This window comes from Streptomyces sp. NPDC056061, assembly GCF_042266885.1.
Taxonomy (GTDB): Bacteria; Actinomycetota; Actinomycetes; order Streptomycetales; family Streptomycetaceae; genus Streptomyces.
Genome location: NZ_JBHJWQ010000021.1, coordinates 69,155 through 84,830, shown reverse-complemented (window position 1 = coordinate 84,830; position 15,676 = coordinate 69,155). Strand labels below are relative to the sequence as shown.

At 70.1% G+C, this 15,676-nt stretch carries 9 protein-coding genes; 7 read left to right on the top strand and 2 right to left on the bottom strand.

All coding sequences use genetic code 11. The annotated features are described in order from the left end of the window. Positions 1-38: 38 nt before the first annotated feature. Positions 39-3,116, bottom strand: coding sequence for an FG-GAP-like repeat-containing protein (locus tag ACFC79_RS26405; RefSeq protein WP_376244564.1), 3,078 nt, complete (start codon positions 3,114-3,116; stop codon positions 39-41). 454 nt (positions 3,117-3,570) lie between these two features. Here ACFC79_RS26405 and ACFC79_RS26400 point away from each other — a divergent pair, with 454 nt between their 5' ends. The 6 genes from ACFC79_RS26400 to ACFC79_RS26375 all read left to right on the top strand — a co-directional run bounded on the left by ACFC79_RS26400 (position 3,571) and on the right by ACFC79_RS26375 (position 14,118). Continuing rightward, positions 3,571-9,900 (top strand): RHS repeat domain-containing protein, encoded by a 6,330-nt coding sequence (locus tag ACFC79_RS26400; protein WP_376244561.1) that lies wholly within the window; start codon positions 3,571-3,573, stop codon positions 9,898-9,900. Between the two features lie 81 nt (positions 9,901-9,981). Then, positions 9,982-10,518 carry a PH domain-containing protein gene (locus ACFC79_RS26395; RefSeq protein WP_376244558.1) on the top strand — a complete coding sequence of 179 codons (537 nt, stop codon included), beginning with the start codon at positions 9,982-9,984 and terminating at the stop codon, positions 10,516-10,518. Positions 10,519-10,667: 149 nt separating this feature from the next. Then, positions 10,668-12,044, top strand: coding sequence for an SMI1/KNR4 family protein (locus ACFC79_RS26390; RefSeq protein ID WP_376244555.1), 1,377 nt, complete (start codon positions 10,668-10,670; stop codon positions 12,042-12,044). A 152-nt stretch (positions 12,045-12,196) separates the two neighbouring features. Next, positions 12,197-12,856, top strand: coding sequence for a zinc ribbon domain-containing protein (locus ACFC79_RS26385; RefSeq protein ID WP_376244552.1), 660 nt, complete (start codon positions 12,197-12,199; stop codon positions 12,854-12,856). Positions 12,857-13,133: 277 nt separating this feature from the next. Beyond that, the gene (locus ACFC79_RS26380; RefSeq protein WP_376244550.1) at positions 13,134-13,652 is read left to right on the top strand and encodes a hypothetical protein; all 519 of its coding nucleotides are present in this window, start codon (positions 13,134-13,136) and stop codon (positions 13,650-13,652) included. A gap of 112 nt (positions 13,653-13,764) precedes the next feature. Further along, positions 13,765-14,118, top strand: a complete 354-nt coding sequence (locus ACFC79_RS26375; protein WP_376244547.1) for a hypothetical protein — start codon at positions 13,765-13,767, stop codon at positions 14,116-14,118. Positions 14,119-14,151: 33 nt separating this feature from the next. On the opposite strand, the gene ACFC79_RS26370 is transcribed toward ACFC79_RS26375, so the two are convergent. Next, the gene (locus ACFC79_RS26370) at positions 14,152-14,619 is read right to left on the bottom strand and encodes a GNAT family N-acetyltransferase (RefSeq protein ID WP_376244545.1); all 468 of its coding nucleotides are present in this window, start codon (positions 14,617-14,619) and stop codon (positions 14,152-14,154) included. 253 nt (positions 14,620-14,872) lie between these two features. Here ACFC79_RS26370 and ACFC79_RS26365 point away from each other — a divergent pair, with 253 nt between their 5' ends. Continuing rightward, positions 14,873-15,676: a hypothetical protein gene (locus ACFC79_RS26365; RefSeq protein ID WP_376244544.1), complete on the top strand. Its 804-nt coding sequence runs from the start codon at positions 14,873-14,875 to the stop codon at positions 15,674-15,676.

Sequence of the window (15,676 nt, the reverse complement as noted above, 5' to 3'; positions counted from 1 at the left end):
GCCCCGGGCGGGGCCGTCCGGCTGCCCGCGGGCCGCCGTCAGCCGATCGACTGGTATCCGGCGAACGCCTCCGACGCCACGCCGACGTCACTCCTGTTGCTTTCGCTCAGGTCACGGAAGACGCGCAGCCGACCGGAGTTGGGTGTGGTGACCCACAGGTCGAGCTTGCCGTTGTTGTTCGCGTCCGGCGCGGCGGTGAGCAATGGCACCGTGGTGGTGCTCCAGTTGGTGCCGATCGTGGTGCGTTCCGAGACGCTGATGTCGAAGCCGCCCTCGCCCTCCTTGCCGTGGAAGACGAAGAGTCCTCCGGCGTCCGGCCGTTCGTAGCGGACCACGAGGTCGGCCTGGCCGTCCCCGTTCCAGTCGCCCGGGGCGGCGAGCGTGACCTCGCTGACCTTGGAGACGCCGTCGGAGATGGGGTCGTCCGGACCGGCGAGCAGGACCGGCTCGCGGTCGAGGTCGAGGCGGTCGTCGGCGCTGCCGTAGTACAGCCAGATGAAGGTGCCGTCGTTGACGATCAGGTCGGGGTGACCGGGGACGTCGGGGACACCGTCGTTGTCGATGTCCAGGGGGCCGTCGACGTCACCGACGGCAAGGATCTGCTTGGCGCCGTTCTTCCAGTGGTTGTTCGCCTCGTCGTAGACCGTCAGTTCGCGCTGGTCGTTGTCGGTGCCCTCGCAGTCGGAACACGCGTAGCCGTAGCCGGTGTTGGGATGGATCCACAACCGGTGGGTGTCCGAGGCGGCGTCGTGCTTGAGGGAGATCAGGTCCTCGTAGCCGTCGCCGGTCCAGTCACCCCGATGGGTGATCAGGGCCCCGGTCCAGTTGAGCGTGGAGGCCGCATCGGACGCCTGGGCGACGGTTCCGTCTCCCGTTCCGTAGAAGCGGTTGAGCGTGCCGTCCTTGTCGACGCCGTACAGGTCGGCATTGCCGTCACCGTTGATGTCGCCCGGCTTGTCGGCCTCCTTGGGGCCGTTGGCGTAGAAGAGGTAGTCGGCGGTGTCCGACTTGTTGCCCGCCTTGTCCAGGCTGCGGGCGTAGAAGTGGTTGCTGCCCGCGGTGGTCGGGGTGATCTTGACGGTGACGCTGCCACCGGCGCTGGTCGGGGTTGCCGTGCGCACGGTCGGGGCGGTGTCGGTCCAGTACTCGTACGAGGTGACGTCCTTGACGCCGCCGCTGGAGAGGACGAAGGAACCCGAGGTGCGGACCGAACCGGTGACGGCCGGCCAGCCGTCGCTGCCGTCGGGGAACTGGCTGGAGACGATGCCGGGCGGGGTGCTGGGACGGGTCGGGTCGAAGACGAACCGGCAGCCGGCGGCGCCCTTGGGCGGGCTCCACTCGGAGGACGCCGAGGCGTCGCTGACCTGGGCCTTCCAGGAGAAGTTGCCGGAGGCGGTGCTCAGGTACGGGGTGAGCGTCGCCTTCGTCACCTTGAGCTTCGCCGTGGTGCCCGAGGAGACCGAGACCGTCTTGTCGACGATGATGACGCCCTTGGGATCGTCATTGGGGTGGTGGCCGGTGGCCCACAGGTGGAACTTGACCTTGACCGTGCCGCCGTCGCGGTCGCTGCCCTTGGCGGTCAGGTAGATGTCGGTGTTGCCGATCAGGCCGTACGGTGCGGTGTTGCCGCAGCCCTTGCTGTTCTTGGTGCTGGGGATGGTGTCCAGAGCGGTGGGGGCGTTGGGCACGGTGTTGTACTCGGTGGACAGGACCGCCGACTTGGCGTCGAACTTCTTCCACCCGTACACGTCCGACTCGTTGGAGGCCGCGAGTTCGAAGGTGATGGTGTTCCACTTGGAGGCCGCCGCGTCCTTGGCCCCCTTCGTCACGTCGAAGGCGAGGTTGCCGGCCGGGCAGCCCGAGCCCCAGCCCTTGGCCGCGTTGACGGAGTCCATCTTCTCGCGCCGGGCCGGGCGGTTGTTCCAGGTGGTGGACGACACGATGGCGGCGGTGCGCCACAGCTCGATCGGCTTGGCCGTGCAGGACCAGGACCAGGTGTTCTTGATCCGGAACGTGGACTTGAGGACCTGCTTGTCGGTGCTCCACAGGTTCTTGGTGTTCATGCGGAAGTACGAGCGGGCCAGGCCGTTGGTCTCGTTCTCGTAGCCGGCCCGTGCGGTGGTCGTGCCGCCGTTGAACCCGGCACCGTTGAAGTAGGCGGTGTTCGGGTACTTCTTGTACGCGATGGTCCACGAGTAGCGGGAGCCCTCGACGTACGGGTCGATGTAGACGGGGTAGCGGGTGTCCTTGCCCGTCAGGAGCTCTGTGTCCGGGGTGAGTTCCAGGCTGTCGCCCTTGACCGAGACCGGCATCGCGGCCTGCTGGGCACCGTGGCCCGGCTCGAACTCGTCGGCGGGCGGGGCGCCTTCGGACGGCGCGGCGGACAGCCGGCTCACGGGTGCGGCGGCCGTGCTGTCCCACATGCGCGGGGTGGGGGCGGTGAACACCTCCTGGCCGGCCGGGTCGACGGCGCTGATGTTGCCGTGTTCGTCGGCCTCGACGTCGAGGCCGCGGCTCGACATGTCGTAGGCGACGGTCCTGAGCCTCGGATCGGCCGCCGCCTCGGCGGACTTGACGACCAGCAGCTGGGCGAAGCCGGATGCCCCGGCGCGGAGCTTCAGGTCCACGTCGGGCAGCACATCGGGGTAGGTCACGGTGTCGTCGGCGATCCGCGGCTTCGGGAGCGGCGTGGGCCAGGACAGCGAAATGCTGCGTCCGTCACGGGTGATGGTGGCCAGCGGGCCCTCGCCGCCCCCGGAGAATTCCAGCCCCACCGCCACGGCCTTCGGCTTGATCCGCCCGTCGCGGCCGGCCACCAGATCGGTGTCGGGGTCCACCAACTTGTTTCCCTGGCGCACCCACTGAGCGGTGGCGTACCGCTCCTCGGTGAACGTGCCGGACGGGTTGGCGAACACCTGCGACGCCTCGGTGCGGTGCGAGAGCACCTCGACCGGCTCCCCGCTCGACTCCGCCCGGGCGAGCGCCCCGGTCTCCTCGGCCGAGTATGCCGGGACCGGGCTCGACGGCTCGTCCGCGACGCCGTCGTGCGCGCTCGCCGGCACGGATATCGCCGCCGTGGCAGCCACGGCGCATGCCCATGCGATAGCGATGGGCATGCGGCGAGGACGGCCGGATCTCAGCCGTCTCCGTTGGCTACTCATTACGTCTCCTTTTCAATTCGTACATGATTTTCCGCGCACCCTACAACCTTGCCGGGTGAGGTTGCGGGGAAAGAGGAGTGATGAGTCGTGAAACGTATTCAATGGCCAACTATGTCTGGATTGGGTGCCGTTGTGTTCATGCTTCCGCAGATCTCCCCGGGTGGATGATGTGTCCTGGACCCGGATGTGTCCGTTCGGGGGCAAGTTCCCCCGCAGGGACACTTTTTGAGTGGTCGACGGGTGATCGTCCATGCGTTCCGCCCGTTTGCGATCTTCTCTTTACGTGGTCATTGCATGGTGTTAGGTTCTCGGAGATCTCCATCATTATGAATATTCTGTGGGGGAAAATTCGGTGTCAGTTTTGCGGGCGAGACCGTTCCGGCTTCCCGGCCGTGCGGTCAACAGACGTATGCGCGCGGCGCGTTGGGTCGCACTGTCCCTGGTGGCCTATCTGTTGGCCAGTTTGCTGGGCGGCCCGGTGGCTGCCGCTGCCGAACTGTCACTGGCCGGACTGAAGAAGCCGGACCCGGTGCCCACCTCCGAAGTGAAGAAGCACCGGATCTCCAGGCCCGACCGGACCGCCGGCCGGTCCGCGAAGGACGAACGGGAGGCCGCCTGGCCGAAGGCGGCGACCGTCACGGTCGCCCTGCCGGCCGAGGGCACCGCCGAGGCCGCGGGAACTCCCGTCCGCATCGGCCGGTCCACGGCCGGCAAGGGCGTCTCCGGCAAGGGCGTCTCCGGCGGGGGGCCGAGTGGCAGAGCGGCGGTGGCGTCCGGGCCCCGGCAGGCGCAGGTCCAGGTGCTGGACCGGCAGACTGCCGAGGCCCTCGGCGTCGACGGCGTCGTACTCGCCGTGCGCCCGCTGGACGGGGCCGCCGGCACGGTCGACGTCGAGGTCGACTACTCCGCCTTCCGGAACGCCTTCGGCGGCGACTGGGCCTCGCGGCTGACACTGCGTCAGTTGCCGTCGTGCGTGCTCCTGGCGCCCGGTGGCAAGGGATGCGGCACGGGCACCTCGCTGAAGACGGTCAACGACACCGGGAACGCCACGCTGTCGGCGTCGGTCGCGCTTCCGGCGACAACCGCCGCCGACGCGAGGACCGCGCCGGTGACGGACGCCCCCGCCGCGGCGAGGTCGGCCAGTGGCCTGTCCGCGAGCAGTGGCACCGTCCTGCTGGCCGCCACCGCCGCCGCCTCCGGAGCGTCCGGTGACTTCGCGGCAACGTCCCTGGCACCGTCCGCGTCCTGGTCGGCGGGCGGCTCGAACGGCGGCTTCTCCTGGACGTACGACATCGACACCCCCGAGGTGCCCGGCGGCGCCGAACCGGAACTGAGCCTGTCCTACTCCTCGCAGGCCGTCGACGGACGCACCGCGGCGACGAACAACCAGTCCAACTGGATCGGCGACGGCTGGTCGATGGAGCCCGGCTACATCGAACGCCGCTACATCTCCTGCTCCGACGACGCCAAGGACGGCAACGGCACCGACAAGAGCGGTGACCTGTGCTGGAAGACCGACAACGCCGTACTCAACCTCGGCGGCCAGTCCAACGTGCTCGTCAAGGACGACACCAGCGGCGAGTGGCACCTCCAGAGCGACGACGGCACCAAGGTCGACCGGCTCACCAGTGCCGACCGCGGCAACGGCGACAACGACGGCGAGTACTGGCGCGTCACCACCCCCGACGGCACCCGCTACTACTTCGGCTACAACCGACTGCCCGGCTGGGCCGAGGGCAAGCCGGAGACCAACTCCACCTGGACCGTCCCGGTGTTCGGCAACCACACCGGCGAGCCGTGCCACGCCGGCGCGTTCAAGGACTCCTGGTGCAAGCAGGCATGGCGATGGAACCTCGACTACGTCGTCGACCCGCACTCCGACGCCATGGCCTACTACTGGAACAAGGAGACCAACCACTACGGCCGTGACGTCGACGCGAACACCGGCGCCTCCACCGCCACCGCCTACGACCGCGGCGGCCACCTCGACCACATCGACTACGGGCTGCGCTCCGACACCATGTACGGCAAGAAGGCGGCCGGCCGGGTCGACTTCACGGTGTCCGAACGCTGCCTGAGCGACTGCGGCACCTTCGACTCCGCCCACGCCAAGAACTGGCCCGACGTGCCCTTCGACCGCTACTGCAAGGCCGGGGACACCTGCAAGGACCGCTACTCGCCGTCCTTCTGGAGCCGTAAACGGCTCACCCGGATCGACACCTCCGTGCTCACCGGCGGCGCCTACAAGCCCGTCGACACCTGGAAGCTGACCCAGCAGTTCCCCGCCACCGGCGACGGGACCGACCCCGCCCTGTGGCTGGCGTCGATCACCCGCACCGGACACACCGGCACCGGCGACGTCACGCTTCCCGCGGTCACGTTCAAGGGCCAGCAGCTCGCCAACCGCGTCGAGGGAGCCACCACCGGCGGCCGCCCCGACCCCGTCCCGCCGCTGGTGCGCTACCGCGTCTACGGCATCGACACCGAGACCGGCGGCACCATCGGCGTCACCTACTCCGCACGCGACTGCAAGGCCGGTGACGTACCCAAGCCCGCCTCCAACACCCGTCGCTGCTACCCGGTGATGTGGTCGCCGCCGGACGCCCCGGCCGCCGAGTACGAGCCGTACCTCGACTGGTTCCACACCTACGTCGTCACCCAGGTCCTGGAGTCCGACAACACCGGCGGAGCCCCGGTCAAGGAGACCGACTACCGCTACCTCGACGGCATGGCCTGGGCCAAGGAGGAGGACGAGTTCACCAAGGCCAAGCACCTCACCTACGGGGACCGCAAGGGCTACGGCCGCGTCCAGGTCCGCACCGGCGCCCCGGCCGAGGGCAAGCAGACGCTCAAGGAGTACCGCTACTTCCGCGGCGTCGACGGCATTGAGGTCGCCGACCACGAAGGCGTCAAGGTCACCGACCACGAGGCGTTCGCGGGCATGACCCGCGAGGAGGCCACGTACGACGGGGACGGCGGCAAGCCGGTCACCACCACCGCGTACGAGCCCTGGCACGGCGCCGCCACCGCGACCCACAAGCGCACCGGGCTCTCCGCCCTCACGGCGTACGCCACCGGCAGCAAGGCCGAGACCACCCGCACCGCGGTCGGCGACGGCTGGCGCTCCACCCGCCTCACGCGCACCTTCGACACCTACGGTCTGCCGCTGACCGAGTCCGACCTCGGCGACACCGCCAAGTCCGGCGACGAGAGCTGCACCACCACCTCGTACGCCCGCAATACGGAGAAGAACCTCCTCACCCTCGTCAAGGAGGTCCGCAAGGTCGCGGTCGCCTGCGACAGCACCCCCGCGCTGCCCGCCGACCTGATCTCCGTCGAACGGCACTACTACGACGGCGCCACCACCCTCGACACCGCACCGGTCAAGGGCGATGTGACCCGCCTGGACGAGCAGGACGACAAGGGCACCGGCTACCTGACCACCGCCCGGCACACCTACGACATCCATGGCCGGGAGCTCACCGAGACCGACGCCGACGACAGGACCACCACCACCGCCTACACGCCGGCCACGATCGAGGCCCCGACCACGACGACCGTGACCAACGCCCTCGGTCACGTCACCGCCACCGAGAACGATCCGGCCCGCGGCGTGCCCACGGCCGTGGTCGACGCCAACGGCAAGCGCACCGACGCCGTCCACGACGGGCTCGGCCGCACCCTCAAGGTGTGGAACCCCGGCTGGTCCAAGGCGGACCACGCGAACCAGCCCTCCACCGAGTACGGCTACACCATCTCCCGGACCGCTGCGAACGCCGTCTCCACGAAGACGCTCCAGTACGACGGCTCGTACGCCACCACGTACCAGCTGTTCGACGGGCTGCTGCGCGACCGCGAGACCCAGGCCCCGGCCATCGGGACCAAGAACCGCGTGGTCACCGAGACGCTGTACGACAGCCGCGGCGACGTGTACAAGACGTACGCGGCGTACTACGCGGACGGCGCGCCGTCCGAGGCGCTGGTGTCCGGCGCGGACAACAAGATCCCGTCCATGACCGAGAACGTCCACGACGGCATGGGCAGGGTCACCGACGCGATCACCCGCTCCTACGGCGACGAGAAGTACCGCACCCGGACCGTTCACGAGGGCGACCGCACCACGGTGATCCCGCCCACGGGCGGCACCGCCACCACCGCGGTCACCGACGCCCGCGGCCGGACCACCGCGCGCCTGGAGTACACCGACGCCGCGCGGACCACGTCCCAGAAGACCACGTACACCTACGGCAAGTGGGACGAGCCGCTGACCGTCACCGACCCGGCGGGCAACACCTGGACCCACACCTTCGACGCCCGCGGACAGGAGATCAGGACCGAAGACCCGGACAAGGGCGTCTCGACCACCGCGTACGACCGGCTCGGCCGGACCACGTCGAGCACCGATGCCCGCGGCATCACCCTCACCACCGGATACGACGAACTCGGCCGTCGCACCAGCCTGAAGAAGGGCTCCGCCCTCCTGGCCAAGTGGACCTACGACACCGTCGCCAAGGGCCAGGCCACCGCCGGCGTCCGCTACATCGACGGCAAGGAGTACATCTCCGCCACCACCGCCTACGACGACCGCTACCAGCCCACCGCCAGTGCCGTCACCATCCCGGCCGAGGCCGGGGCGCTCGCGGGGACGTACTCCTGGACGTACGGCTACAACGCCTACACCGGTGCCCCGGAATGGATCAAGCACCCGGCCGTCGGCAACCTGCCCGCCGAACGGCAGACCACGGTCTACGGCGAGGGCAACCTGCCGCAGAAGACCACCGCCGGAGCCGTCACCCTCGTCAACGCCACCTCCCACGACGTCTTCTCGCGGCCGGTGCGCACCGAGTACGGCACCCTCGGCAAGAAGGTCTACCGGAGCCGGGTCTACGACGAGTCCACCGGCCGGGTGATCCGGCAGACCACCGACCGCGACGTCGCCCCGCAGCGGATCGACGACACGTCCTACGCCTACGACGACGCCGGAGGCATCACCGGCATCACCACCACCTCCGGCCAGGACGCCGACCGGACCACCGACACCCAGTGCTTCACCAACGACGCCCTGGGCCGCCTGTCCGAGGCGTGGACGGCAACCAAGGACTGCGCCGCAACACCGTCGGCCACCACCGCGGGCGGACCGGACCCTTACTGGCAGACCTTCACCTACGATGCCGCCGGCAACCGCACCGGTCGGACCGACCACGGCACCGGCGCCCTGGCGGGCTCCGACGCCACCACCACGTACGCCCACAACGCCCCCGGCACCGGTCTCCCGCACGCCGTGCAGACCACGTCGGTCAAGGGCGGCGCCCTCGACGGGCAGAAGAGCAGCTTCGCCTACGACGAGGCGGGCAACACCACCAAGCGCACCATCGGCACCAGGACCCAGGACCTCACCTGGAACGACGAGGGGGGCCTCGCCACCCTCACCGAGGGCGGCCGGACCACCGGCTACCTGTACGACGCCGACGGTGACCGCCTGATCACCGAGGACGCCGACGGCAGCCGGACCCTCACCCTGCCCGGTGGTAACGAACTCAAGATCGCCGCCGACGGCACCAAGGAAGGGGTGCGCCACTACACCCACGAGGACGAGACCGTCGCGGTCCGCACCGGCAAGGGCTTCTCCTTCCTGCTCCCGGACCACCAGGGCACCTCCATGGCCGCCGTGGCCATGACCACCCTCGCGGTCACCCGGCGCAAGCAGCTCCCCTTCGGCGAGCTGCGCTCCGATCGGGGCGAGACCCTCCCGGGCACCCGCGGCTTCGTCGGCGGCACCCAGGACCCCACCGGCCTGGTCCACCTCGGGGCCCGCGAGTACGACCCCGAGCTGGGACGCTTCCTCTCCGTCGACCCGGTCATCGACGCCGACGAGCCGGCCCAGATGAACGCGTACTCCTACGCGCACAACAGCCCGGTCACCAAGTCCGACCCCGACGGCATGCGCCCGCTCGGCCCCACCGACGGCGGTCAGGCCGCCGACGACCGCTGGGCCGCCGACCGCGGTATGTCCGCCGGCTACGTCTACAAGAACGGCAAGTGGGTCTGGAAGCAGACTCCGCTCAAGGACAAGTCGTCCCGCAAGAAGTACGCCGCCTACCGGGCCAACCCGTCCCACTACCTCATCGACGACGGCTACGCCCGCAAGCGTGCCTCCCAGGCCGCCGCGTCCCGGAAGAAGGTCGACGCGCAGTTGGCGGCGCAGGCGAAGAAGAAGGCGGACCAGGAACGCCGCAAGAAGGACGGCATCTGGGGCAACATCAAGAAGGGGAACTGGGGCGCCGCCTGGAGCCAGACCAAATCCGGGCTGAAGGACACGTTCGGCACCTGGGACGGCTGGAAGAACAGAGTTCTGCCGGCCGTGGGATTCGGGGCCTGCCTGGTGGTCTCGGCAGGAGCGTGCACCGTGCTCGGGGTGGGCATCGTGGGAGCGACATTCCTCGGTGACGGCCTGACCACGGGAAGCTGGAACTACGCCGCCGCGGGCAAGAGCCTGGCCTGGACCGTCGGTGGAGGAGTCGTGGCACGGGGCCTCGCGGGAAGCTGGCGGGGATCCGCCTTCGTCAGCCGCACCCGCGTCAAGTCGGTGTACCAGGCGGAGAACGTCACCATCTACGGATACCGCAAGACGGTCGACTGGGGCGCCACCTACGCCAACGTCAGCCTCAACGCCGGTTTGAGCGGAACATTCTGCGGCGCCGGCGCCGCGAGTCCGGGGAATGCCGTAGGCGCCTGCTGAATCAGCGCCCGGGTAGCCTCTCATGGGCTGCCCGGGCGACCGGAACAAAGGACAGTGAGGCAGAGAGCGATGAATTCGACCGTGCTGAGGCGCAGATCCTGGCCGGTGCTTTCCGGGATTTTCGTCCTCGGTCTGGGGATCGTCACGATCGCCGCTGTGTACAAGGTCAGTTCCGTGAACGGTTTCCGGACCGGATGGCAGGGAATTCCGGTGTACCTGGCACTCGCCGGAATCATCGGGAGGGTCGTGAGCTGCAAAGTGATAGTGCGCGACGAGGTGCTCCTGGTGGTCAACCCGCTTCGGACCCATATCGTCCCGAGGACGGCGATCCGGGCCGTCTCGGTCACCGACGACGGCACACTGGAGGTGGCACTCGACGAGGACCGGACGATTCCGGTGTTCGCCTTCGGAGGCTCCCTCGTCGACCGCTTCCGAGGAACGAGCGACCGGGCGGGGCGAAGCATCGACCAATGGCTTCGTTCGGGTCCGGCGGCGAGCGGGGACGAACCGGCGCCGCAGGTCCGCTGGACGCGGTGCCCGAGTGCCGATCTCTCCCTCGTCCTGTGCGTGGTGACGGCGGGAGCGGGCGCGATCTGGATGGCGATCGGCGCGTCCTGATTCCACGAACCGTGAACCGTGAACCGTGAGGCGCAGACCGGCCCGGTTCCCCGGCCCCGCCCTCCCGGGCCGGGCCGGGGAACCGGGCCGAGCGTGTGTCCGGGACAATCGCCTCCGACATGTTCACCGGAACGACCGGAGGTCATCCCGTGTCCTCGATCCACGACTTCGCGACCTGGGAGCCGCTGCTCAGGCTTCTGCGGGACGGCAACGCACAGAAGCTGGCCGCCCCCGACGGGTACGTCGCGGGACAGATCAGCCGGGACAGCTGGAGCATGCCGCTGCGCCGCCCCTCCCCGCCGCCGGGACGGGCCGCCCAGGTCGAGGACGTGCAGGCGGAGTACGACGCGGTGGGAAGGGTGTGCGACGCTCTCGGGGAGGGGGCTGACGACGACGGCGTCTCGTTCATGGTGGAGATCGCGCCGACCGGGAGGACCGTGCTCCACCTGCTCGGCTCCGGTCCCGCCGCGCAGTTCGGCCTGGGCCCGTATCCCGGTTCGCTGCTCCTGGTCGAGGACGCCGTTCCCGAGCCCTGGCGCCGTCTCCCCGAGCCGTCGCCCGGGGCGGCACCGGCACCGACCGCCGACCCGGCACTGCTGGAACGGACCCTCCGCGAACGGCTGCCCGATGCGATCGGCGCCACCGAGGAGGAGATCGCCGCCGCCGAGGAGCGCCTGGGCGTCACGCTGCCCGAGGAGCTCAGGGCGCTGTACCGGGTGACGCGGGCGCGCTGGGAGGACTGGGGCGACGACCACGAAGCCGCCGAACGGGAAGCGCAGGCGGTCGGCTGCGAACTCCTCCCGCCGGACCGGGTGTACGTCGCCGACGCGCGATCACGTCGCTGCTTCTGGGAGTTCGGGGCGATGGAGGCGGTCATCACCCCGCCCGACGCGAAGGTCCAGGGACTCGTCGGCTCGCCCGGCTGGATCGCGTTCGGCGACAACGGCGGCGGCGACCGGCTCGCGATCGACCTGACACCGGGCCCGCGCGGACATCTCGGACAGGTCATCATGCTGAGCCACGAGGAGGACACCGGCGCCGAACCGATCGCCGACTCCCTCACCGACCTGGTGATGGGCCGACTCGCCGAGGGCCGCGAGCACCACGACGAGTTCCCGGCCGTGGCCCGGGTCAACGTCCGCGCCCTGCCGAGCGTCGAGGCCGCCGCCCATCCCGACCTGGAGGTCCTGAGCATCGGCGCATGGGAGGACGAGCCCGTCAGCCTCGCCCCCGTGATCGGACTGCCCCGGCTGCGGACCCTCTCGGCCTGCGCCGGAACGCTCGCCGACCCCTTGGAAATCGCCGGGCTGACCGGGCTGGAGTTCCTCGAACTCGGGCCGGAGGACTGGCGCGTCCTGCTGGACGCCGGTGCCGTGCCGCACGGACTGTCGGCCGCGGCCATCGAGGTCCGCGGCGATCAGCACCCGCTCCGGATCGCGGACCTCGCCGACGAGATCCTCGCCCTGGGGAACCGGCCCGCGATCCCGCGGACCGTCGTCGAGGGCGACCTCGGACCGGCGCTCTGAGGCATGGCGCCGGGCGGCGCTCCGATCGCCCGCCCTTCCGGCGGGGGCCGGGATTGCCAAACCATGACCTGGAGGTTGTACCGCCGCCGTCGATCGTTGCCATCATGACCATTGCGAACGAATCAACCACCCGAGGGCTCAGAGGTTCAGACGTGGCCGAGGAAATCTACTTCAGCAACAACTACAGCGACCTGTCGCAGCAGCACGGCACCGGCGCGGGCTTCCAGTTCGAGTTCCGCTGCCAACGCTGTTCGGACACCTGGCGCTCGCAGTTCGAACCCTTCAGATCGGGCCAGGCGGCAGGCTGGATAGGCAAGGGCGTCAGCGCCGCCTGGGGTCTGCTGGGCGGCAGTGCCAACACGATCAACAACGCCGCCGACGGGCTGGCCGGGGCGACCTGGGGCGGCGCACGGGACTCCGCGTTCCAACGCGCGATCGAGAACGCGCGAGGGCACTTCAACCGCTGCCCCCGCTGCACCTCGTACGACTGCGGACGGTGCTGGAACGCCGAGCAGGGCCTCTGCCTCCAGTGCGCCCCCGACACCGCAGCCGAGGCGGAAGCCGCCCGTCGGCGCGGGCTCAACGACTTCGTGTCCGACCAGGCATACACCGCCGGCCAGACCGCCGGACAGGGCTACGACGCCCGGACGGCCCGGCAGTTGGTCTGCCCGCAGTGCCGCACCGAGACCCACGGCGGTGCCTTCTGCCCGGGGTGCGGCCACCGCCTCGCCCAGAGCCCGCAGTGCGCGTCGTGCCACGCGACCGTTCCCCAGGGGTCGGCGTTCTGCCCGGGGTGCGGTTCGCGGCAGTAGCGGCCCCGCGCGGGTGCCGCACGGCCGACGGCGTGCGGCACCCGTCCGGAACCGGTGAATGTCGGGTCAACGGCCCGGACACGGCGGGGCGTACGGGAGCTGCGCAACGTGCGTGACCGTGCACGACGGGGCGGGGCCCGGCGTGACGGGTCGTTCCGTCCGTTCCCGATCGCCCATCGCAGCGCCCATTACCCATCACCCATCGGGCTCGCGTTCTCATCGCTCCCGTAGGGTTGTGGTCGTCATGTGAAGGGCGTGTCGAGGCGGGGAGTCGGGCATGGTCGCGATCGAGGGCCGCGACAACGGGCGCATGCGGCGCTCGGAGGTGAACGGCGCCGTCGCGACGGTGGTCGCCGCCCTGGTGGCAATCGTGGGCGCCGGCGTCGTGGGTGACCTGCCCTGGTGGGTGGTGGCGGGTGCGGCCGTGGTGGTGGTGTGGCCCGCGGCCTGGACCGGAGCTCGGATCGGCCGTCGGTCCGGCATCCGTGACCAGGCGCTGGAGCCCGGGGAGGACGTGCTCGGCACCTACACCGTCCGGCCTCCCTACACGGAGCACACACCGGTCGCTCCCCACGAGGGCCCGCAGTACGAACTCCTGGTGACCAACCGCGGGTTGCAGATGTGGGAACGTTCCGTGCTGCTCTGGCGGCACCCGTGGTCCGAGCTCCGACTGGTCGTCGACGGTCCGCGACTGCGCGTCCACCACGAGGACCGCGAGGTCGGGGTGATGAGGCTGGAGCATCCGGGTGCGGTGCAGGAGATTCGTGCCGCCGCCGGACGGCTCGGCGCCCGCTGACACGCGCCGACCCGGCAGGGAAACGGTTCGCCGACGGGTCGGCGTGCCCGGTAGCCTCCATCTCCCGACCGGCCGTACCGGCGGATTCCCCGATTCTTCGAAAGTGCATGCCATGACCACCCCGCGAGCGACGACGACCCTCTGGCGCCCGACCGGTCCGGTCGAACTCGATCTGGTCCGCGCGTCGGGCTGGAGCGCGTGGCCGCCCCGGCTGCCCGAGCAGCCGATCTTCTATCCCGTTCTCGACGAGGACTACGCGATCACGATCGCGCGGGACTGGAACGTGAAGCACGACGGCGCCGGTTTCGTCACGCGTTTCGAGGTCGACTCGGAGTTCCTGCGCCGTTACCCCGTCCGGCAGGCGGGTGGCGAGACGATCCTCGAACTCTGGGTGCCGGCCGAGGAACTCGACGCCTTCAACGCACACATCGTCGGCCCGATCCAGGTGGTCCACGAGTTCCGCTGAGCACGGCTCCGGGTCTCGCCGAGGCGTGCGGGATCACGGGAGACCGAGCGGGAGTCCACGCCGGAAGACGACCATGGGCAGGCCCGGCCCGTTGTAGTCGTCGACGATCTCGGTGTCGAAGCCGAGACCGCGGTGGAAGGCGATCGAGCCGGTGTTCCCGATCGAGGTGATCGCCTTCAGCCGCCGCGCCCCTCGGGCTTGTGCGGCCTGCGCGAAGGCCGCGTACAGGGCGCGCCCGATGCCCGTGCCGCGGGCGTCGTCCCGCGTGGCGATCAGATGCACGTAGCCGGTGCCGTCCGGAGTGACGAAGCCGAGGACGTATCCACGGATCCCGTCGTCGGCCCGGACGGCCAGGCAGGTGGAGCCGAATTCCTGCACCAGTGCCAGCAGGTGCAGCGGCCGGAGGTCGCGCTCGCCCCAGTAGCGGGGGTGATCGGCCAGGATCCGGTGGTAGTCGCTCACCCGGAGCGGGGTGATGAACGGGGTGACGTGTGTGTCCATGCGGACGACGATGCCAGGAACGGGGCCGCGGCCGTCACGGACGCGGGGCTGTGGGTGCGGCGCGCGTCGCGTCCCCGTCGCACGCCGTGCCTGTCGCCGCGACAGCCGCCGACTTCCGCAACCGTCGAGCCTGGGGATCAACTCTCTTGTCTCCGCAAGGTCTTGATGATGCAACAGTTCTGATGCGCTCCGCCTCGCACGGGTCGGGGGTCATAGCATCGACGCGGTGTCGGACGGACAGGGGTGATCGATCGTGTCGTGGGCCGGAGCGATGCGCGGGTACGGGGCGGTGCTGCTGGCCTGCACGCTGCTGGCGGCCTGCTCGGGTGCCCGGGGGAACCCGCACGGGGCCGCCACGGGCACGGGGCCGGGTGACGCCTCCCCGACCGCGCGGGCGGACGGCGACGGCGGACCAATCGTCGACGCGGACCCGGCGCGACTGCCCGCCACACGGGAAGCGGCCCTCGCCCTGATCAGGCGGGTCATCGCGGACCCCGAGAGCTTCGGCCCCGGGGTGATCCCGCGAAGCCCGTACGAGAGCGGCCCGGACACCTGGCCGGTGCTCGGGGCCGACTGCGTCTGGCGTCAGCGGAAGCCCGGCAGCGGGGTGCTCGCCACCCTCGCCCGCTCCTTCGAGCTGCCCGCCGGCGGGGGCAAGGGCCCGTTGCGGTTCGCCGCGATCGTGACCGTCCACCGCACGGACGAGGGCGCGCGGTGGGAGATGGCCGAGTCGCTGGAGGAGTCGATGCGCTGTCCCACGCAGCAGTTGCGGCAGGGCGAGTTCATCGCAGGGCTCGGCGCTGGCGCGATGTTGCGGGGGGAAGGCGCGCGGGTCAACTCCGAGGACGCGCTGATGGAATCCGGTGAATACCGAAGCGCCGAACTCGGCGGCCCCTACCCGTACTTCTGGCACCAGGACAAGATCCTCCGGTTCACCATGGCGGTGACGTCCAAGGGTGCCAGGGGGTGGACCGAAGGCGAGATCAGCACTCTCGGCAACCAGGCGCAGGCCGCCATGCTGATACGGATGCAGGACGCCGTCGCGAAGAAGGGCTGA

What these genes read in the sequence shown, in the direction of transcription:
- ACFC79_RS26405 (WP_376244564.1), bottom strand. Translation starts at nt 3,116, where the DNA reads ATGCCCATCGCTATCGCATGGGCATGCGCCGTGGCTGCCACGGCGGCG.
- ACFC79_RS26400 (WP_376244561.1), top strand. Translation starts at nt 3,571, where the DNA reads ATGCGCGCGGCGCGTTGGGTCGCACTGTCCCTGGTGGCCTATCTGTTG.
- ACFC79_RS26380 (WP_376244550.1), top strand. Translation starts at nt 13,134, where the DNA reads ATGGTCGCGATCGAGGGCCGCGACAACGGGCGCATGCGGCGCTCGGAG.
- ACFC79_RS26375 (WP_376244547.1), top strand. Translation starts at nt 13,765, where the DNA reads ATGACCACCCCGCGAGCGACGACGACCCTCTGGCGCCCGACCGGTCCG.
- ACFC79_RS26370 (WP_376244545.1), bottom strand. Translation starts at nt 14,619, where the DNA reads ATGGACACACACGTCACCCCGTTCATCACCCCGCTCCGGGTGAGCGAC.